We start from the raw sequence: 20,674 nt of genomic DNA on the forward strand, positions 1-20,674 counted from the left end.
CAGAATCAAGTCAAGTTTCACTTTAATAAAAATTCAAATCGGCTATGGCAGCCCATTTTCGATTGTTGACTTCAGCAACCGAAACAAATTTAACAAACTTTGCCAGCAAGTATTTCCAAAATTCCCTAGCTGTTAATCTTGCTTTCTCTGGAACAACAACTATTTAAACAATGGTTTTAACTCCATCAAGTCAAGTTGTTGTGTCGGGTTAAATTTATCACTAATCATGTATTCAATTATTGAATTCCTCAATTGCCCTGCTTCTGGTCTTTCTGCTAGTTTTGTTTCGATATCTATACTACAAACCATTAATTTTCCCCCACCTACTTTACATTCAAACAATGTTGCCAATTTATGATTTCGGCCATAATGATCAATCACACGAATAATGGGGTTTACATTAATTCTAAGTGTATCCAAAATAATGGAACTCGACATTTCCTGCAAACTCCACCATTGCCAGTTGCTATGATATTCTGTAGGGAAATTCTCGAAAACAGGATGTTTTGGATCGCACATAATCCCCATGGTTGTATTTCCTCCTCTAGGTTTTGTCCAAAACCAGGTCGGACTCCAAAAAACGGTTTTCGGATTTCCCTCAAGGCTATTGCTTAGATTTTCCTTGCCGGGCAATAGTAAAACATTTTCACCATTTTCAAGCGCTTCTATTGCTTCTGTATCCAAGGTCTTTCGAATGACCAGGTTTTTTGGCCAGACCTTTGCCCCAGCCTCTGGATAACACCAAATATTCCAATCATTGAGGTATTCCGTACCTTCAATTTCAACAGATACAATAAGTTTGGCTGCCGTTTCTACAAATGACAAGTCAATATTTATATCACCTAAAGAGACACGTTCGCCTTGCGGAATATTATTCAGCCCGAAATTTCCTTGTTTAAGGATTTCACCAGCTTCATTGTGTATTTTCCAAACAGTCTTTGCCTGTTTAATGGATGTTGGTCCGTAGTTCAGAATCTCAGCTATGGCAACAAAATTTTCATTGGAAGAGTAGGTTCTTTTCTCCATTCGTAACAAAGGAGTTACAGGGCTGCAAAACTTACGAAATTCCTCCTTCGTAATTCCTCCTTTGTTAGCCCAAAATGCATCAAATAAACCAACATGTGCCGTTCCCTGACCCGGATAATCTTGCAAAGAAAGTAGTTGAAAGCCAGCATTACCTTCACTTCTCATTAAGACTTCGATCTCTTCTTTGTATAGGATTGCTGAAAATTTTGCTGTTGCACTCGTAAATTGAGATGCCAGATCAAGCATTCTTTTTTCTTCTAAATCTCTTTTTATTGCTTCCAGATTAACAGGCTTTAACACACCGGTATATTTGGGAATTTCTTGAATATTTGGATAAACGGCATGTTGACCAACTTCGTGGGTAATAGAAGCAAATCTGTAGTTGCTGTAATATTCGCTGTGGTCTTCTGCTGTTCCTGGTGTTTGAAATCCCCTTCGACCACCAACCCGGTATTCATCTACTTTTGAACGGCTTACTTTATGATCCATTCCATGTCCACCCGAAGTGGTGGAGTACAAATGACGGTTATCGTCTTCCTTTGCCTTAGCTATCATCGCCGCATTAATCCCTTCATCAGGACCTTGTTGACTTAACTCATTTCCACTGGTCATGAACATAAAAGACGGATTATTTCCATAGGCTTTATTGATACGCAATAATTCGTCCATAATGAATTTATCCCGTACCGTATCATTATACACATTGGCACGAGGAGCTTCAGCCTGAATATACATTCCCAAAATATCGGCCGCTTCGAATGCTGCTTTAGGAGGACACCACGAATGTGTACGCATGTGGTTTAGGCCATAGCTTTTCATGGTTTTCAATACATTCATCCAGCCATCAACTGTCATGGGAGGATAACCTGTTTCGGGAAAAATGCAGCATTCAAGGTTACCACGCATATAGGTGCGTTTACCGTTAATGGCGACTGTGGTATTCTCAACACCCAACTCGCGCATTCCAAATGATGTTGCTTCCACATCTTTGTATTTCCCGGCAGACAGTTCTGCTTTCAGACTGTATAGTACGGGTGAAAATTCATCCCAAAGCTGAACATCATCTCCCATATAAACAATGCCCTCAATAGTTGACACGCCTTCGTCAACCTTAAAACTAAGGGTTTGGCTTCCAGCTCTTATCCCATTTTCTTTAAGCTCAGCGCTTAATTCAATTTCTCCTTCAACAGCACCTCCGGTTTTGTTATAGACCTTACAAGTTACTTTGGCCTGTTTATTTTTGATATCAGGATAAACACGCATATCATCCATATAAACAGGATCTTTAACTTGTAATTCTATGCGACCAATAATTCCGTTCCAGTTGCTTTGGGTGTGTTCAGACACAGAAGAAGCAAACATCCCCAAGCTGAATGGATATTCATTATCGACACAAATGGTTAAGGTATGTTTTCCGGGGTTCAGAAACGGTGTGAGGTCGTATTGCTGAGCCGTACTCAAACTATTTTCAGAACCTACATATTGGTTGTTAACCCAAACCTGCGTAATCCAGTGGCAACGTTCCAAAAACAATGCAAAATGTTTGTTGCTCCAGTTTTTAGGAATTTCAATTTCACGCTTATACCAAGCTTTCCCCACATAATAGTGTGGGCGTATAAGCGCGTTATAAGGATCTTCGTATTCTTCCGGTTCTCCCAAGCCTGCTTCGTCGGTAGTTCCCGGAAGTTGTATCGTATGGCTTAGTTCTTTTCCAAACCACTTCTCTTTTAGTCCTAAGTCATTCGGATCAAGCTGCACGTTCCACTCTCCCGACAAATCAACTAAAACATTTTCATCTTTGGGACTGCAGGCAAACAGGCATCCCAGAATACAAATAACTGCCCAATAACTTACTTTTTTCATTGGCACTAATTTTTAGCAGTTCGCTCCTTATACTTCTTTACAGCCACATAATTCTGGACTTTACCTCCAAAAGGAAATCCTTCAGTATCTGTTCTGCTCTCATTAAACAGTTTTTTTACCTGTTCAACAAGTTCCGGATGCTCACTTGCCAAGTTCTTTGTTTCAAATAAAACTCTGTGATGAGTTATCTATTTATTTCAACTTAAAATACAATAGTTCATCCAAGGCAACATCAAATTCCAGGCTTTTCCCTCCTTTTACAATCTTGCCGGAGGGAGTTTCCCACTTGCCTTTTGGTAACTGAACCAAGCGTTTCCGAGCACCTTTTTTCACAACAGGAGCAACCAGGATATCTTCGCCTAACATAAATTGGTCAACAACGTTTACAAAGCCCTGATTTGGGTAGTTATATTCCATGGGGCGCATAATGGGTTCGCCTGTTTTTGCTGCTTGCCGGGCTAACGCTAGAATATAGTCTTTGTGTTGCTGGCGAATTTCAATAGATCGGCTGACGGCTTGCAAATGTTCGGCATCCAGCACGCGCCAAGGAGCGACTGAAAACTGCATCATCGGCATAAGCGCATGGCATTGAGCGGAACGAACGATTAGCTCCTGATCAATGATTGCTCCGTCAATAAAGGAAATGTATTGGCCACCGCCAATAAGGTCGGGACAAGAAAACGGATAGCCCATAATACCTTCAACCAACATTTGAGGGATCAACATATTCAGGTGTTCCCAGCTGTGATTTTTATCAAGCAAGCGTTCAGCCAGCGGTTGCCCCCCCATTTTCCACATCGCCCGGTATTCATTCAATGGAAAATCAAGACCGATTTCGCCGTACAGCTTTGAATGGTCGTTGGGTGTCAGACCGTTCAAATCCAGATCTCCATTATAAAAACGGGCATCACCCGCATCCAGTTTAAAGCCATCAACACCATATTCATCGACCAGGCGTTGTAACTCGTCGCGGAACCACTCTTTTGCACCAGGGTTTGACAGATCCAATACAGCACTAACGCCATTCCACCAGCGGATCATCGCTGTTTGTCCGGACTTATCTTTGATGAAATAGCCTTTTTTATCCAATGCACGATACACATCGCAGTCGGGACTTACAAAGGGACATACCCATAACATCACCTTGAATCCCATATCGTGTAACTCATCCATCATGGCTTTCGGATCATCAAATCGTCCTTCATGAAAGTTCCACTTGCCATAATCTTCTTGCCAGTTGTCATCAATCATCAGTACACCTGCCGGATAGTTATTGTCTTTAATGGCGTGAGCATACTTCAGAATATCTTTTTGATTCTGGTCATACATGAGCTCAATCCAAGTGTTGTATTGAGGACTTGTAAACAGAATTTCATCTGGGGTTTTGCCTGAAGGGGGAAAGTAGGTATTGCTGGCATGCAAGTAGGCTCCTTTCAGGTTTTCATGACCATCCGAGTGGATGATTTTGTCATGACTGATTACGGTTAACTGACCAGATTTGAGGATGATGTGCAGAGGAGATTCGCTCCAAATAACATCTCCTTGATCCGACAGTAACAGGGGTTGTACCTGGTTGCCAAATCCTTTTCCATAGGTGTTCACGTCAAAGTTTTTCTGCAAAGGCATCAACTGGCCAAGACCAATAATTCCGGCCCACCAGTTTCGATCATTGCTATTTTTGACAATCAGCGTATCTACTGTCTGCCCAAATGAGAAATTGTTTAGCAAAATAAGCAAGCAAATAATTGAAGTTGTTCTTAATTTGTTCATAGTAAATAGTAGTTGAAGTATTGTGCGATTAACTTAGGCCTAAAGTTAATTGGGTATTAATCACTGGAAAATTTTAATCGATTATAAATTTAAGTGATATAGTAGACCGGATAAAGACCTATCCACAAAAAAACGCTAAGCAATAGAACTCTAAACGCCCCTGGTGATTCAACTTATATTTTCTTAGGTCCATCTTCATTTCAATACATCACAAAAATTACCAAAGCCATAATTACAAAGAATTATGGCTTTGGCCTTTTATCTAGAAACTAAAAAAGATCAATCCCATCCTGGGTTTTGAGTCAGATTTTCATTTAAACCCAACTGGCTAATTGGCAATGGCCACAAGTAATGTTTTGCAGGATCGAAAGTCCTTTTACTGGCTGGTTGCGCAATAATAATGCTGTCAGCAGTCAGATTCAGTGATTCCGGATTGACGTCCTCATACTCGCCGGCAAAAAGGCGTGCACCATAAACAGTTTCCGGCATCACATCTTCAGCAATTTTCCAACGCATAATGTCATCGTAACGGAAACCTTCCATCACCAATTCACAACGACGCTCGCGTCTGATTTCTTCCAACATGTCCAAGCCATTGGTTTGAACGAAAGCATTAGTCAGATGTGGCATTTCCACACGGTCTCTCAACTTGTTAATCGAAATATTCAGATCTGCATCTGAAATTTGACCGTCCAGTTCATAAGTGGCTTCAGCGTAAACCAAAAGCACTTCGGCATAGCGAATAAACATCCAGTCGATGTAAGACTTTTGGGTTTCCCACTCTGCAGCATAGGCATATTTTTTGAACAAAACACCGGATAAGGTTGAATAAATCGATGGAGTCCAAGGATTACCCGCACCTTTCAAGTCATCTCCTCTTTTAAGGATAACAGACAACAAACGTGGATCACGGTTTTCAAATTCAGAAGCGTATTCGGTCCAACCTTGAAACAATGGTGATTTTTCGATAGGAAGACCATCTGTACACAAATAAGAGTCAAGCAATTTACGCGTAGCGCAAGCTTGTCCTTGCTCCAAGTTCCGGTTATTGAAATACGCTACCGGGTTATCGTCTCCTGTTCCGTATTCATGCGCCAAAATAGTTTCGTCGCTGCCTTCGCCATCATACAAGAAAAGGCTGTTGTAGTTGTCATAACCATTCCCTTTTGCTGTATAAAGATCGTATTCACCACTTTCAATCACCGCTTTGGCTGCAGCTTTTGCTTGCTGCAGAAGCTCTGTTTCGTAGCCGTAGTTATGGTATTTTGAACGGGTTCCTTCGTACAACGCCACACGGGCTTTAAGAGCTAAAGCTGCCCCCTTGGCTACCCGACCTTTTTGGCTCAATTCTGATTTTACAGAAAGATGAGTTGCCGCAAAGTCAAGATCTGCAATTACCTGGTCAATCACTTCTTTTCTTGGTGCACGACTACCATATAATCCTTCGCTGGTAATATCCAATACTTCCAATACCAATGGTACATCACCATAAGCTTTTACCAATTGAAAATAGGCAAGAGCCCGGAAGAAACGTGCTTCAGCTTCTAATGCATTCGAAACTCCTAAATCTACTTCTCCAAGCTTCGTAATAATATTGTTTGCTCTCCGAATTGTTGCATAAGCTCCATTCCAGGGACCAAAGCTTGAACTAGGTTGGTAGGAACCTTCACTAATACTATTGGCTGAGTTTCCTACCTGGATATCACTCATATTATCATCATCGAAGCGTCCCCACCCCGGAATTGAAGTGTACAGCGCATTTAATGCCTGAGTAAAATCGCCTTCTGTTTTCCAGAATACCGCATCCGATAAATCACCTTCCGGGTAACGGTCCAAATCACATGAAAAACTCATCAAGGCAACGAGTGAAAGAATAAGATATTTTTTCATAATGTTTGTCTTTTTCATTTCGCAATAATTAGAATGTTAGGTTTACTCCAAAAGCAAATCCTCTGGTAAATGGATAACGATAGCTACTTCCTTGTGGCATTTCCGGATCATAAATTTTGAGGGTCTTGGTTTTCTCCCAAAGGTCTTGTCCGGTGAAATAAACACGCAATTTCTCGATTCCTGCACGCATAGTGACTTTTTTAGGAATAGTATACCCTAACTGAACATTTTTCAAGCGGATATAAGCTCCATTCTGCACCCAACGATCGCTGACTTTGTAGTTGTGAAATCCACGCTCATACAAACGAGGGAAATAAGCATCCCGATTATCTGGTGTCCAATAGTCGCGGTGAATGGTATATGGATTTACCCAGCTGTAAGCAAATGGCATCAGGTCCATATTATTTACATAGAAACTACGTTTTCCAACTCCTTGGAAGAAAGCAGTGAAATCCCACCCCTTGTAAGAAGCATTGGCTGTAATACCATAGTTGTAACGAGGATTGGTATTTCCCAGGTAAACAAGGTCACCATGGTCTTCAATGGATTGACGCCCTGCATTGATTTTGTCATCGTCATTCATGTTAACATATTTGACATCACCAACACCAGTCACACTACTTTGGAAAACATGACCATCAACTTCTTCCTGAGTTTGGAAAAAACCATCTGTTTTGTAGCCGTAGATTGAATTAATTGGCATTCCCTCAATCAACTTGTTCACGCCTTCATTAATCACATCTCTTCCAAAGTATTCAACCAGTTCGTTTTCGCTGTCGCCCAAATTAAATGCTACCGAGTAAGAGAAGTCTTTAACCTTTTGTTTCCATGTTGCAGACATTTCCCATCCCCAGGTTTTCAATTCTCCTGCATTGAAAGCCGGAACACTTACACCAATCACTGATGGATAAGTTACATTAACCAACATGTCTTTGTTAAACTTCACAAAGTAGTCTCCGGTCATGGTCAGTTTATTGTCAAAGAATCCCAGATCGACACCAATGTTAGAGGTTTCAATCGTTTCCCAGCTCTTTTCAGCTGAAGCCAGACGTCCCTGGTAGATATACTGCGTTTGTGCACCATCCAAAATAAGACCTTTGCTACTATTCAACATAGCAATGTAGTCATAGTTGCCCAACACATCACCGTTTCCAAGGCGTCCCCATGAAGCACGAAGTTTAGCTTCACTCATGAAAGGAACGTTAAACCATGATTCTTGCGACATACGCCATGCCAATGAGAATGATGGGAAAATCTGGTAACGGTTTTCTTTAGCCAGTTTTGAACTTCCATCGTAGCGAACGTTAGCTTCAAAAAGGTATCGGCTGTCATAGTTGTAAGTCAAACGTCCGAATACAGCCTGGAATGCATTCGATTGCATATTGTCGCTCGCTTTATAGCTGCTGATGTCGGCCCAGTCGAAACTGTACAAATTATCATTGACCAATCCGTTGGCCTGAGCATTCCAATACGTATAGTTGTACTCTTCAAAAGAGTAACCTGCTAACCCATGAAAGTTGTGTTTTCCAAAAGATTTGTCGTAATCAACCAAAAACTGGAAGTCTTTTTTCAACACTTCTGTATTACTTCTGTAAACTTTATCATCTTTATTATCCCAACCAATAATGGTTGAACCATCAGCTCCGATAATCGGTGCTTTTTTCAAAAAACTAAATGCTCTGTTATAATCACTGCGAAGGCCACCAAGAACTGTAAATTTAAGTCCTTTTACTAAGTCGGTAACAAACAAACGGCTATTCAACTGATAGCGATCTTCTGTTACATCTGTTGTTCCCGCAGTAAGCTGAGCAGCAAAACCGGTCATGTCACCAAGCGGCGTATAAAGCGGGTACAATCCACGAATCGTGTAAATTTTATACAAGTTTGAGTAGTTTCCTTCCATGTTTCCATAAGAAGGCTGGTCGTAGCTGTTTCGGTAGAAAGAAGCATCGGTTTCCAGACGAACGTATTTGTTAATGTCTGATCCCAGGTTAATACGCATGGAATAGCGCTGGTTGTCATCATTTCCGTATTTCAATAACCCTTTCTTTTGGAAATAAGTAGTTGATATCCGGTAAGTCAATTTTTCCTGTCCTCCTGAAACCGCGATATTATGATTCTGTTGTGGCACATTCTCGTTAATCATCAGATCCACATAATTATTATCTCCAAACCACTTCCAGGCATTCGGGTTGTTTGGGTCTGTTTCGTACCAAATGTTTGGATCATTGATCTTCTCAATATCCTCAGGCTTCCAGTTGGCTGCCAAACCAGCATTCTCTCTGGACAGGTTTTGCATCAGCGCAATTTCTCCCATTGGAAGCGGTTCCGGCATACGCGCAGGTCTGTTAACCGAGTAAAGACCGCTGTAGTTTACCGTTACTTTTCCTTTGGCTCCCTTTTTAGTCGTAATCAAAATAACACCACCAGCCGAACGTGATCCGTAAATGGCGGCAGCAGCAGCATCCTTCAACACCGATATTGATTCAATATCCTCCGGTTGTACGCGATCCAAACTTCCGGATACACCATCAATCAACACTAATACAGGCTGGTTGTTGATTGAAGTTGCTCCACGAATTTGAATTTTGAAATCTTCCTGTCCAGGCAATCCGCTGCCGCGTGTTACCACTGCTCCGGGAACTGCTCCTTGAAGCGCTTCGATGGTTGTACTGGTAGGACGATTCGACAGTTCTTCTGCTTTTACAGTTGCTACTGATCCTGTCAAGTTTACTTTCTTCTGCACCCCGTATCCAACAGCCACGACTTCCTCCAGGCCAATACTTTCCTCTTCCATGCGAAGGTTAATGGTATTTTTTCCCTCAACAGCAATTTCTTCGGTTCTCATTCCCACAAAAGAGAAAACCAAAGTGCCGTTGGCTGGAATATCTCCCAAGGTATAGTTCCCGTCAAAATCGGTAATTGTACCATTGGTGGTTCCTTTCACTAAGACGGTAACGCCAGGTAGAACCAGGCCGGCCGAATCAGTAACTTTACCACTTACCGACACTTTTTGTTGCACATTGCTTGGCACCTGCTTGGCAGAAAGCAAAATCATTCGATCTTCAATGCTATAGCTAATGCCTGATCCGTCAAACAAGGCTTCCAGGGTTCCTTCAATAGTTTGCTCACGAAGTGAAATATCAACTTCCTGACTGATATCGATAAATTCGGAGCTGTAAGCAAACCGATACTTGCTTTGGCTTTCAATAGCCTGCATCACTTCCCGAACTTGTGCATTCTGAAATTCAAGGTTTAGTCTGGCATTCTGGCTGTATGAACTGGCAGATACCTGCATGAGCCCAACCAGTAGCAAGAGAAATGTTAGCCGCATAATTCTTCCCGTTTGAGATTTAACAAATGGAGATAGGTTTCCCCATATTCCTAATTTTTTTTTCATAGTTTTGAAATGAATTTAAGGTTTAAATAAATTGTCATTTACCGATGACAGGTTTAACCGCAGGAAAGTGTTACCGCACTTTCCTGTTTTTTTTGTCTCAATTTTTAATGATTCATATATTTTAGTTTGATTACTGTTCCTTCTTGTATGGCCTTAACCGGAGATACCCGCTCAATCAGCCGCAACACTTCAGATAGCGATTCTCCCTCGATGCTAAAGGTGTAAGGAATATCTTTCACGACAGGGTCGACTTCAAACTGTTGATTAAATCTTTTTTGAAGTTTTAACGCCAGTTGCTCAAGCGGTAGCTCGTAAAAATGCAGAATCCCATCTTTCCACGAAATGTAATTCTCCGGCTCAACCACCTGAGTTTCCAAAGTCTTATTTTGCTTATTGAACAGAACTAACTCATCGGGTTTTAGGCGGGTGATCAGTTTATTTTTTACTGAACGAATATTCACAGCTCCTTCTTTCAGCACCACACTTGACGTTTCAGAATCGGTGTAGTTGGATACCCCAAACTGGGTTCCGGTAACTTCCACTTTTAGCGTCCCCATATCCACAATGAAAGGACGCCTTTTATCTTTGGCCACTTCAAAATAAGCCTCACCAACAACGGCTACGTCCCGGTTTTGGGTACCATATTGATTGTTGTAACGTAACTGAGTTCCGGAGTTAATCCATACTTTAGTGCCATCCGATAAGGTCATGCTGGAAACCTGCCCCAAGTCTGTATGGAACTCGGTATATTGAAGTTCGGTATTGGAATACGTACGATACACCCAGGCAGCACCAGACAAACCCAAAAGTAATAAGGCAATGGATGCATAGCGGTAAAACGCTAAATAGCGCTTCGATTTTTGCAAGTCCTGCTTTTCATTCGATCGATTGCGCAAACGGGTTTGGCCTAAATTCAGAGAGGTCTTTTGCTGAGTAGCCTGATGTTTTTCCCACCAAGCCTTTTTAATGGAATCATATTGTGCCTGATTATTGTCTTTCCGAATCCAGCCCAACAAATCTTCCTGTTCCTCTTTCGGAAGCTTACCCTCTAAATAAAGCTGTATTTTCTTTTCCATATTCATGCCTTTCATCATCAATACACAGAAAATGAAAATCCCCTACCCCCTGTATCCTGTTTTTTTTGCATTCTTTTTTTGAATTTGAAAAGAAACGGGCTTTAATGAGCTAATAATAAACCAGAAGGAAACTATTTAAGAAGTAATAAAATAATAAAGGAAAGTTCGGGAAAGCGTTCAACAAGATTCGTACGCAGGTGCTTTTTGGCTTTCGCCAGGTTCTTTTCAACTGCCTTTACTGAAATGTCAAGCTCATCGGCCACATCTTGCTGTTTACGTCCTTCAATCTTGCATTTAACCAGCACCTGTCGCTGTCTTTCCGGCAACTGCTCAATTGCTTCCTTTAACGATTCATACAACTGCTCTTCCAGCGTTACTTCCTCGCCTCCGGTAAAGTCAATCTGATACAAATGCTGCAAATCGCTCCAGGCATATTCTTCCAGCGAAAAGGAATCCTGATGCAATTTTTGATCACGCAGGTGGTTTAAACACTGATTGCGCACAATGGTGAACAGAAGGCTTTCAACCGATTTATCCGCCTTTATTAAGTTGCGCTTCTCCCACAAGCGGACATAAGCATCCTGAACAACATCCTCAACCAAACCATGATCGTTCAAAAAGATTTTGCAGTAATTTTTTAATCGTGCTGAAGTTAATGCGTATAACTTGTCATAGCTCGAGGGATTTCCGGTTTTCAGGTCCGTATTTAGAGATCTATCAATCATTCACAAGCACTATAGGGCGCGCAATTTAGATAAAAAAATCAAATCATTCTTCCCCTCACAACGATTAACTTTTCATGCTGTAAAAGGAAATCAGACCCTTCTGATTTAAATATTGCATATGACCTTTTATGTGTCAGCTCAATAGTCTGCAATCAAGCCACACCTGCCTGAAAAAAGATACATAATTGAGTCTCTAAATTTAAATCGAGACAACTGCTTTTTTTCGCGAAATTGCCATAAGCTTCTTGCGACCAGACCAATCTCAGGTTAGGCTTCAACTAAACCCCCACTGGCTGAATTCTTTTTTCAGGGACAAAAAAAGGGCATCTAAAAAAGATGCCCAATTAGTATCGTTATAACAGCCAAGTTCTAAAACTTTCTGTATTTGAAGTCTAACAATTGATTGGCTTCGGCTTCAACAAATTTCGCTGATGCAATATCCCAATGCAACGTCTTCTTAGGAAAACGGTTGGCTATAACTCCCAACAAAATAGATTCAGTCAATCGTGCGGCATAAGAAAACGGAGCACTGCATTCATCTTTTCCTAAGCAGGCATCAACAAACTGGTGATAGTGGTCGGCTTTAGGGATGTCCGGGAAGTCGATGGGTTCGTATTTGCCATTGACAATCAATTTCGGGTAATCCCAGTGAGGCAACAGTAAGTTTCCTTTTTCACCAATAAACATGGCTCCCTGTTCGGGTAGCTTCTCTTTATTGGGTAATTTTAAGTCCCGGTGCTTTTTAGGTGCTCCAGGGCCATCGTACCACACCCACTTTAAACTCTCGGTGGTGTATTTCGTTCCCGGAAATTCATATTCAACTACGTTGTGCTCGGGATGCCCAAATCCGGTTGGCTTACGACATTTGGTTTTAATGGTTCTTGGCACATCCAGCTCAAGCGCGGTGTAAGGGGTATCAAAAATATGAACTCCCATATCGCCTAAGGTTCCGCATCCATAATCCAACAACTTGCGCCAATTACCCGGATGGTAAATTTTGTCCTTATACGGCCGCTCAGGCGAAGTTCCTAACCATAAGTTCCAATCCAGCGTGGATGGAATTGGATCGCTTCCTGTTGGAGCAGGTCCGTCGTACCCCCAGTTTTTAGGCGACCAGGCCCGTACGGTATTTACCTTCCCAATAATTCCGGATTTAATTAAAAGAGCTGCTTTTAAATACATGTCACTGGAATGGCATTGAATACCCATTTGAGTGATCAGCTTATTATCTTCGGCATATTTACGCATCGCCCTGGCCTCCGAAACATGGTGTGTCAAAGGTTTCTGACAATAAACAGGCTTGCCCATTTGCATGGCTAGCATCGATGCCGGCGCGTGCGTGTGGTCCGGTGTTGACACGATAACGGCATCAATAGCATCTCTCATCTTGTCAAACAGTACCCGGTAGTCGCTGAATGTTTTCGCATTGGGATGCATTTTTTTGGCAGCAGCCAAGCGAACAGAGTCAACATCGCAAAGGGCTGTAACTTCAACCTGCGGATGCGAAGCAATGGCTTCCAGGTCTGCATTTCCCATTCCGCCAACTCCAATGTGAGCAGTTCTTAGTTTTCCATTTTTTGCCAGTGCCCAAACCGATGAAGGCAACATGGTTATTGAGCCAAATACGGCCGCTCCTTTTAGAAAATCTCTTCTTTTCATATGGTTTGATTTATAGTTTTCTGATTTTGATGTTTCGGAACTGTGTTAAGCCACCATGATCTTGTAAACCGATATGGCCTTTTTTTGCCATTCCATAAAGTGGTTTATCCTTCCATTTGCTCTTGCTTTTTAAGGCGTTCCACTCATCAGTCCATAACTCATATTCAACCACTTTCTTGCCATTCAAAAAATGCTGTACCTGGCTTCCTTGTACAATGATACGCGTTGTGTTCCACTCATCAATAGGGTTTACTTCAGCCCCCTGGGGTGTATGCATCGCATAGTTGGCTCCGGAGTATTGGCTGTCATCCAATTTGGTTGGCCAACCTTTATCGTCAAGTAACTGGTATTCCGGCCCTGTTTCATAAATCTTTTTGGTGTCGCCTTCTTGGACACGAATAAACACACCACTGTTACTTTTGGGAGCAATTTTCCATTCCAAATACAACTCGAAATCTTTAAACTGCTTTTTGGAAATAATGTCGCCACCATGGTCACTTCCCACTCCTGAGTTATTTAAAATACCATCAATGACTTTCCATCCTTTAACGTCACCTCCTTGAAAAATTTTCCACCCGTCAAGGTTTTTTCCGTTAAAGAGTAATTCCCAGCCTGCCTTTTTTTCTTCTTTTGTTAATGTGTTTAATCCTTGCGCATTACTCAAGAATGTAACGGTTAGCAGGACTGCTACTAAAAATACTTTTTGCTTCATCTAGTTAATAATTTAGTTTTATTGATTAGAGGTTTATTGATAAAACCTGTAAAATACTTCACACCTGGCGGTGTTTAACTGCTAAAAGTATTAATCTTTTTTTTGAATCTTTAATTTTTGACAAGTTTCAGATCAAATTAAATTAGATCTAAGCAAAATTAAATGATTAAATAAAGGAGTTTGTGCTTCCCTTGAGAGCAACATAAAGCTGATCAATATGAGAGTATGGCTCATCAAACAAGCTTACTTTTATTAGTATTTAACTAGTCAAAAATTCTTTATTTGGAGCATTTCGTTTTTTACTGGTGTCACCTAATAAAATTCACCAGCAACGACAAGAAACTTTAATTATGCTCTACTAAAATATAACAGCTTCAACTTCTCCAACAATAATACAAGATTTTAATGTTACGCTTACAACTGCCGGCAAAAGATATTTTCTCAGGATTTTGGAATAAAATATTATTAAACAAAAATTCAGCCACAACTGACGATGCAGTTATGGCTGAATTCATTATAGTCTAATAATTAATATAGTTTACCATTTTGGATTTTGCTCCAGATTTTGATTTAGCTCCCTCTCTTTCTGTGGAATTGGCCACAGGTAATCACGGCTAGAATCAAAGACTCTATTATATCCGGTAATCTCAATTGTAACCAATGAACCATTTTCTTCATAGGTCATTCCATAAACAGTTTCGGGCATTACTTCATGTGCTATATTCCAGCGTCTGATATCAAAAAGGCGAGTTCCTTCAAAAGCTAACTCAATTGCTCTTTCTTTGCGAACAATTTCTCTCAATACATCCTGCGATAAATTTGTTGCAATCTCTGGCATATTAACACTAACCCTACCACGAACCTGATTAATTGCATTATAAACCGAATTATCGATTTCATTTAATTCAATTTTTGCTTCAGCATAAGTAAGGAGCACCTCCGCATACCTTAACAATATTAGGTTAATTCCCGAATTACCAGGTGTTGAGTTATCACTATCGGCAATATACTTCTTAATATTCCAACCTGTAGTCGTTGTATAAAGTGTTCCACCGACCGGATCGGTTGCATTCGGGTCGTTGGGTAGTGTATTATAAATCTTTCCATTGGGCAACTCCATGCCAGTAACAAAGATCGATTGTTTTAAACGTGGATCTCTATTCTCATAAGGATTATATGGATCAAAACCACTTTCTGAATCAGTTATAGACAACCCATTGTTCATTTCATACATATCTACCAATTTTTTGGTTGGTACATATACACTACCAACACTTCCCGGTACCAAGCTCCAAGGGCCAAGTGTATTGTAATAGTTGTTTGAAAGAACATCTTTTGCAAATTGACGATCAAGAATTATCTCATTGCAGTTCTCTCCTTCATACTGAAACAAGTCTTCATAAGAATTATAGAGGGAATATACTCCAAGATCCATCACTTGTTTTGCCGCAGCCGCAGCTTCGGCATACCGCCCTGCATAAAGCATTCCTCTGGCTTTTAAACCTAATGCAGCTCCTTTACTTACACGCCCTTTGTCATTCCCTGAGTAACTTGCTGGCAGCTCTCCTGCGGCAGTTGTTAATTCTGTAGAAATATAATCCCAGATATCCGCTGCAGGATCCCGAGTTAATACTTTTCCTTCGTCAACATTTATACTCGTTGTAATTAATGGAACATCGCCAAAAAGCATTACCAATTTAAGATAATGGTAAGCTCGAATGGTTCGCACTTCTCCCTTTAACTGACTAATAAGAGTCGTATTATCCGTCTCAACACGATCAATATTCTCAAAAAAATCATTGGCCCTTCGTATCGCAGTATAAGCTGCATCCCACTCCGAAAGGAAACGAGAGAAACTTGCATCAGCATTTCCTGCTTCAATAATTGAATTATCCTCAAAAAGGCGATTCGTATGAACTAAATCAGTAATTCCATCATAAGAAAATAAACGATTTCCGTCCAGAGTTGGATAAAGAGCATTAGCCCCTAATATGGCATCATCTTCTGTTTGCCAGAAAATTTCAGTAGAAATACGGTCATCAGGAACCGTATCCAACAAGCTTTCTTGGCAAGAAAATAGAAAGGAAACGATTGATAGTAAACCTATTATTTTTTTCATCGCATTATTTTTTTTAGAAATTCAACTTTAAACCAACCGTATATAAACTAACCTGAGGATAGTAATTTGCCCTTCCGGGTGGTGTTTCTGGATCAAGGTCCCATTCGTTCAATTTCGAAAGGGTTAAAACATTTGTTGCATTCACATAAACCTGGGCTTTGCTTATCGAAAGTTTTGACAATATAATCGCCGGCAAATTGTACGAAAGCATAATATTTTTTAACCGGAGGTAATCTGCATCAATAGTAAGTAAATCGGATGCTTGCAAGTTCCTCAAATTTGATTTAATTGGTCGCGGCCACCTTGCATCTCGGTTCTCTTCAGTCCAATAGTCTGCATGAATTTTATGGGTAAAAGCCTCGTATGTTGCTTGATGTGCTAAACCTCCCGCAACTTGAGTTGTATGACCACTAGCTCCTTGCCATTGCATGTACAATTCAAAATTGAAATAACTAAAGTTCATAGTTGCTCCATAATTGTATATTGGGAAACTGTAACCGAGAAAGCCACGGTCTTCCGGACTAATTACATCATCATTATTCAGATTCAGATATTTAACATCCCCGGGCTTCGTATTTGCCTGCAATGTTGGATAATTAGCAATTTCCTCTTCGCTTTGAAAAAAACCATCGGTTTGGTATCCCCATAAACTATTCATTGCCATTCCTTCCTGAATAATGAAGGTCTGATTTGCACCACCTCCCGAAATATAAGGGCCTGTTTCAAGCAAATCTTCTACTACATTTTTGTTACGGCTAACATTAAGCCCCAAATTATACTTTAGCTTATTACCTCCCCGGTAGTTAATACCAGTTTCCCAGCCTTTATTACTTACAACTCCAGCATTCTGGTACGATGGGTTTAATCCAATTGTGGCAGGGATTGGCAATTGCAATAAAATATCCCTGGTAAGCTTATCATAGTAATCAAGAGTGAAATTTATCCGATTATCAAGAAAGCCCAAATCAATTCCGATGTCCCATTGTTCTGTTTTTTCCCAAGTAAGATCTTTATTAACAAATTGAGTTTGAGTATAGCCTTGTGCTGGATTTTCGTTAAAAGCGTAATCCACAGTAGAAAGTGCCGGATAAAACTCATAAAGACTTATTGCCTGATTACCCGTCAACCCCCAGGACGCGCGTAGTTTAAACTCATTTACAATACCGGAATAGTCACTCCAGAAATCTTCTTGAGAGATTCTCCAAGCACCTGAGAATGATGGGAAGAAAGCATACTGCTTCGTTGAACTAAACCGTGAAGAACCATCGTAGCGGGCATTTACCTCAACAAAATATTTTTTTGCATAATTGTAATTTGCACGTCCGAAATAAGAGCGTAAACCATACTCGCTGTTACTTCCTCCATTATCTTTATTTTCTTCTGACCCGGAGCTCAAGGATTGGATATCATTATTGTAGAAATCCTGGCGAAATCCGGATAAACTATTTTGACGATTTGCAATTGTAGAATAGCCCAACAGAAAGTTTATATTATGACGCTCAAATGACTTTGAGTAATTCAATAAATGCGAAAGAGTATATTCTCTAAAATTACTTCTCGATTCCGAAAGTGAATTTAAAGGTACTTCTCGTATACGTCCGGTATATGGATCTTCATTTCTATACTTATTTTGATAAGCTGAAGTTTGTGTCGACGAATTTCTTACTCCAAGTTCAAAGGTGTATTTCAAACCACTAACAATTTCATAATTGGCCTTACCTTTCCCTATGAAATAATCGTTTTTACTTGTAGTTAACCCCGATAGCTCTGCAAATATAAGGGGATTGTTGTTTTGTGGTCCAAGACCATATTCTCCTGTTTCGTATTGTGGGACCGAAAATTTAGTTGCATGAAGCATATAATTGAACACATTATAAACACCTGCATGAGGCTGCTTGTTTTCAGATGCACGAAAATTCAAATCAAATGAAAAGTCTAATTTTTCACTTGCTTTAAAATCTGTATTCACCCTTACTTCATTTTTCTTATCACCAAAGTTGCTTACTATCCCCCCAATATCCTGGTGCCTTATACTTGCTCTTGCTTTCAAAAATTCGTTTCCTCCACTAATCGAAAGTGTATGGTTTTGCTGTGGTGCATTTTTAAGCATAACCCCCTTGTCAAACCAAGGAAAAGGTAACGGGTATTTTTCCCTGTCAGTTGCATTCACATATTCATCAATGTATTCTTCGGTATATTTTGGTTCTGCACCTGCATTCACCCGGGCAACATTTTCCAATTCGAAATAGGACCTTAAGTCAAGGTGTTCTGGAGTATTGGTGGCCTTTTGAATACCAACATATCCATGGTAAGCAATATTAACATCTCCTGTTTTTGCCCTTCGCGTGGTAATCAATACAACTCCATTGGCTGCTCTTGATCCATAAATTGCAGTTGATGAGGCATCTTTTAACACTGAAACACTTTCAATATCATCCGGATTAATATCACTCATGCGTTGCTCTATTCCATCAACAATTATTAACGGCGATTTATCACCCAATGATGTTAACCCCCTGATACGAATGTTTACATCTGAGCTACCTGGCCGTCCGCCATTATCCGTCACAATTACTCCGGGAGCCATTCCTTGCAATGATTGTCCAACATTTGCTACAGGGCGTTTAACCAAATCATCTCCTTTGATTTGTGCTACTGAATTTGTTAAACTCACCTTTTCCTGTACGGCATAACCAACAGCAATTACCTCCTCCAAACCGATAGCATCTTCTTCCAACATCACATTAATTGAAGCTTGACTTCCCACTACAATTTCTTCTGTCCGCATACCCACAAAAGAAAATATCAACGCTCCACCTGTAGGAACTTCTGAGATTGTATAGTTTCCATCAAAATCAGTCACAGTTCCCTGTGTTGTTCCTTTCACCAACACGGTTACGCCGGGAAGTGCTTCACCGGATGAATCAGTGACTTTTCCCGTAACGGTTTTAATCTGTTGACTCATCAAATCTCCATTTTCACGCTTTGGACTGATAACAATATCCTTATCCAGCACATAAAAAGAGAGATTTGTCCCTTGTAAAATCTTACTAAGGATGACTTCTACCTGCAAGTTCTTATAATCGGCAGAAACTTTACGATCAACCGGGATTTGATCCGTTTTATAAAAGAAATCGTATCCCGTTTGTTGATGAATGATGGTAAAAGCTTGCTCAAGCGATACTTCATCCAATTTCAAACTAAGTTTGGTTTGTTGTGAGTAAACCGAAGCTGAAACACGAAACACAAAAATTAGTGTAAGAAAAATCGTCAGGCGCATAATTAGCCAGGTTTTTTGAACCCTGTTCCTATCAAAAGGAAGAGTTCCGATTAACATTTTTTTCATAAATTTGAAGTGCTTAAAAATTAAGTTATTAAAATGACTTGAATTCAGGATGGTGGATGGTAGGACATTCACCGTCCTTTGTTTTTTAGATCATAGGCCTAATTTATTTTTTCGATTGTTATTTTCTCTAATTCTATTTCATACCGAATCGGGATAGAAAGTCCCAGCAAGGTCAAAAAGTGCTGAACCGAATTCGTTTTCTTGATTACCCCTGAATAGTGCATCTCTTTGAAATCCTCTTCATTGTAAACCAAGTCAACATCGTACCATCGTTCAACCACCTGAAATATGTCAACCAAATCGGCATCGACAAATTCATAGCGTCCGTCCTTCCATGAATCGAAATTGGATGAGTTAACCTTTTTAAGCGAAAGATTTCCCGTTAGTTTATTCAGTTCAGTTTGATATCCAGGCGAAAGAGTCATCGTCTCATTTTGGGTTTGAAGTTCAATCTTTCCTGTTTTCAGAGTCGTTTGAACAACTGTTGCATCGGGATAAGCACGTACGTTGAACGAAGTACCTAAAACCTCAATGGTTTGTCCTTCAACTTTTACTTTGAAGGGATGGTCTGCATCTTCAGCCACCTCAAAGAAAGCCTCTCCGCTGAGTGTTACCACGCGCTCGTCACCAGTAAAAACGGACGGTATTTCAATGGTTGATTCGGAATTGATCCAAATCCGTGATCCATCAGCCAGAAAAACTTGATTTATTTGTCCCTTGGGTACAACAACTTCTCTCAACTCTACTTTTTCAGCAAGCCTTTCGATGCTTCCGAACTGCGATTGAATCAACCAGCTAAAAACAAAGGCCAAAACAAAAACAGCAGCAATCTTGAGATATTCAGGAACAGCAATCGTTCTGGTTTTGGGTTTGACAACCCGTTTATGCAGTTTTCTAATTTCGGTTTCAGGAGAATAGTTTTTCGAGTTCGTCGCCAACGCATAAGCGTCCCAAATATCTTTCTCCTGATAAAAGGCTCTCTGCTCTTCAGGATGCTCTTTGAACCATTTGAGAAGTATCGCTTCTTCTTCATTGGTTGTTTCTCTTCGAATGTATTTTGATTTTATTTCTTCAATAGTTCCCATTTC

11 protein-coding genes are annotated in these 20,674 nt (G+C 40.4%); all 11 read right to left on the reverse strand.

Annotation, left to right across the window (positions count from 1 at the left end; genetic code table 11):
* Positions 1 to 159: 159 nt before the first annotated feature.
* The 11 genes from ACRD6K_RS05115 to ACRD6K_RS05165 all read right to left on the reverse strand — a co-directional run bounded on the left by ACRD6K_RS05115 (position 160) and on the right by ACRD6K_RS05165 (position 20,671).
* Positions 160 to 2,889, reverse strand: a complete 2,730-nt coding sequence (locus ACRD6K_RS05115; protein WP_430972335.1) for a sugar-binding domain-containing protein — start codon at positions 2,887 to 2,889, stop codon at positions 160 to 162.
* A gap of 192 nt (positions 2,890 to 3,081) precedes the next feature.
* Positions 3,082 to 4,659, reverse strand: coding sequence for a glycoside hydrolase family 31 protein (locus ACRD6K_RS05120; RefSeq protein WP_430972336.1), 1,578 nt, complete (start codon positions 4,657 to 4,659; stop codon positions 3,082 to 3,084).
* Between the two features lie 279 nt (positions 4,660 to 4,938).
* Positions 4,939 to 6,549 carry a RagB/SusD family nutrient uptake outer membrane protein gene (locus ACRD6K_RS05125; protein WP_430972337.1) on the reverse strand — a complete coding sequence of 537 codons (1,611 nt, stop codon included), beginning with the start codon at positions 6,547 to 6,549 and terminating at the stop codon, positions 4,939 to 4,941.
* A 28-nt stretch (positions 6,550 to 6,577) separates the two neighbouring features.
* A complete protein-coding gene (locus ACRD6K_RS05130) occupies positions 6,578 to 9,883 on the reverse strand; it encodes a TonB-dependent receptor (RefSeq protein WP_430972338.1) in 3,306 nt (1,101 codons plus the stop codon).
* Positions 9,884 to 10,053: 170 nt separating this feature from the next.
* On the reverse strand, positions 10,054 to 11,025 hold the full coding sequence (locus tag ACRD6K_RS05135) for a FecR family protein (RefSeq protein ID WP_430972339.1): 972 nt from the start codon (positions 11,023 to 11,025) through the stop codon (positions 10,054 to 10,056).
* Between the two features lie 131 nt (positions 11,026 to 11,156).
* Positions 11,157 to 11,750, reverse strand: coding sequence for an RNA polymerase sigma factor (locus ACRD6K_RS05140; RefSeq protein ID WP_430972340.1), 594 nt, complete (start codon positions 11,748 to 11,750; stop codon positions 11,157 to 11,159).
* Positions 11,751 to 12,119: 369 nt separating this feature from the next.
* A complete protein-coding gene (locus ACRD6K_RS05145; protein WP_430972341.1) occupies positions 12,120 to 13,409 on the reverse strand; it encodes a Gfo/Idh/MocA family protein in 1,290 nt (429 codons plus the stop codon).
* Positions 13,410 to 13,419: 10 nt separating this feature from the next.
* A complete protein-coding gene (locus ACRD6K_RS05150; RefSeq protein WP_430972342.1) occupies positions 13,420 to 14,121 on the reverse strand; it encodes a 3-keto-disaccharide hydrolase in 702 nt (233 codons plus the stop codon).
* A gap of 538 nt (positions 14,122 to 14,659) precedes the next feature.
* Positions 14,660 to 16,240 (reverse strand): RagB/SusD family nutrient uptake outer membrane protein, encoded by a 1,581-nt coding sequence (locus tag ACRD6K_RS05155; protein ID WP_430972343.1) that lies wholly within the window; start codon positions 16,238 to 16,240, stop codon positions 14,660 to 14,662.
* 13 nt (positions 16,241 to 16,253) lie between these two features.
* On the reverse strand, positions 16,254 to 19,586 hold the full coding sequence (locus ACRD6K_RS05160; protein ID WP_430972344.1) for a TonB-dependent receptor: 3,333 nt from the start codon (positions 19,584 to 19,586) through the stop codon (positions 16,254 to 16,256).
* A gap of 98 nt (positions 19,587 to 19,684) precedes the next feature.
* The gene (locus ACRD6K_RS05165; RefSeq protein WP_430972345.1) at positions 19,685 to 20,671 is read right to left on the reverse strand and encodes a FecR family protein; all 987 of its coding nucleotides are present in this window, start codon (positions 20,669 to 20,671) and stop codon (positions 19,685 to 19,687) included.
* Positions 20,672 to 20,674: the final 3 nt, after the last annotated feature.

The sequence above is a fragment of the Sunxiuqinia rutila genome, assembly GCF_050589705.1.
Taxonomy (GTDB): domain Bacteria; phylum Bacteroidota; class Bacteroidia; order Bacteroidales; family Prolixibacteraceae; genus Sunxiuqinia; species Sunxiuqinia rutila.

Bases quoted from the DNA above. Each gene is read 5' to 3' on its own strand.
- ACRD6K_RS05115 (WP_430972335.1), bottom strand. From the start codon at position 2,889: ATGAAAAAAGTAAGTTATTGGGCAGTTATTTGTATTCTGGGATGCCTG.
- ACRD6K_RS05130 (WP_430972338.1), bottom strand. From the start codon at position 9,883: ATGCGGCTAACATTTCTCTTGCTACTGGTTGGGCTCATGCAGGTATCT.
- ACRD6K_RS05155 (WP_430972343.1), bottom strand. From the start codon at position 16,240: ATGAAAAAAATAATAGGTTTACTATCAATCGTTTCCTTTCTATTTTCT.
- ACRD6K_RS05135 (WP_430972339.1), bottom strand. From the start codon at position 11,025: ATGGAAAAGAAAATACAGCTTTATTTAGAGGGTAAGCTTCCGAAAGAG.
- ACRD6K_RS05140 (WP_430972340.1), bottom strand. From the start codon at position 11,750: ATGATTGATAGATCTCTAAATACGGACCTGAAAACCGGAAATCCCTCG.
- ACRD6K_RS05120 (WP_430972336.1), bottom strand. From the start codon at position 4,659: ATGAACAAATTAAGAACAACTTCAATTATTTGCTTGCTTATTTTGCTA.
- ACRD6K_RS05165 (WP_430972345.1), bottom strand. From the start codon at position 20,671: ATGGGAACTATTGAAGAAATAAAATCAAAATACATTCGAAGAGAAACA.
- ACRD6K_RS05125 (WP_430972337.1), bottom strand. From the start codon at position 6,549: ATGAAAAAATATCTTATTCTTTCACTCGTTGCCTTGATGAGTTTTTCA.
- ACRD6K_RS05150 (WP_430972342.1), bottom strand. From the start codon at position 14,121: ATGAAGCAAAAAGTATTTTTAGTAGCAGTCCTGCTAACCGTTACATTC.
- ACRD6K_RS05160 (WP_430972344.1), bottom strand. From the start codon at position 19,586: ATGAAAAAAATGTTAATCGGAACTCTTCCTTTTGATAGGAACAGGGTT.
- ACRD6K_RS05145 (WP_430972341.1), bottom strand. From the start codon at position 13,409: ATGAAAAGAAGAGATTTTCTAAAAGGAGCGGCCGTATTTGGCTCAATA.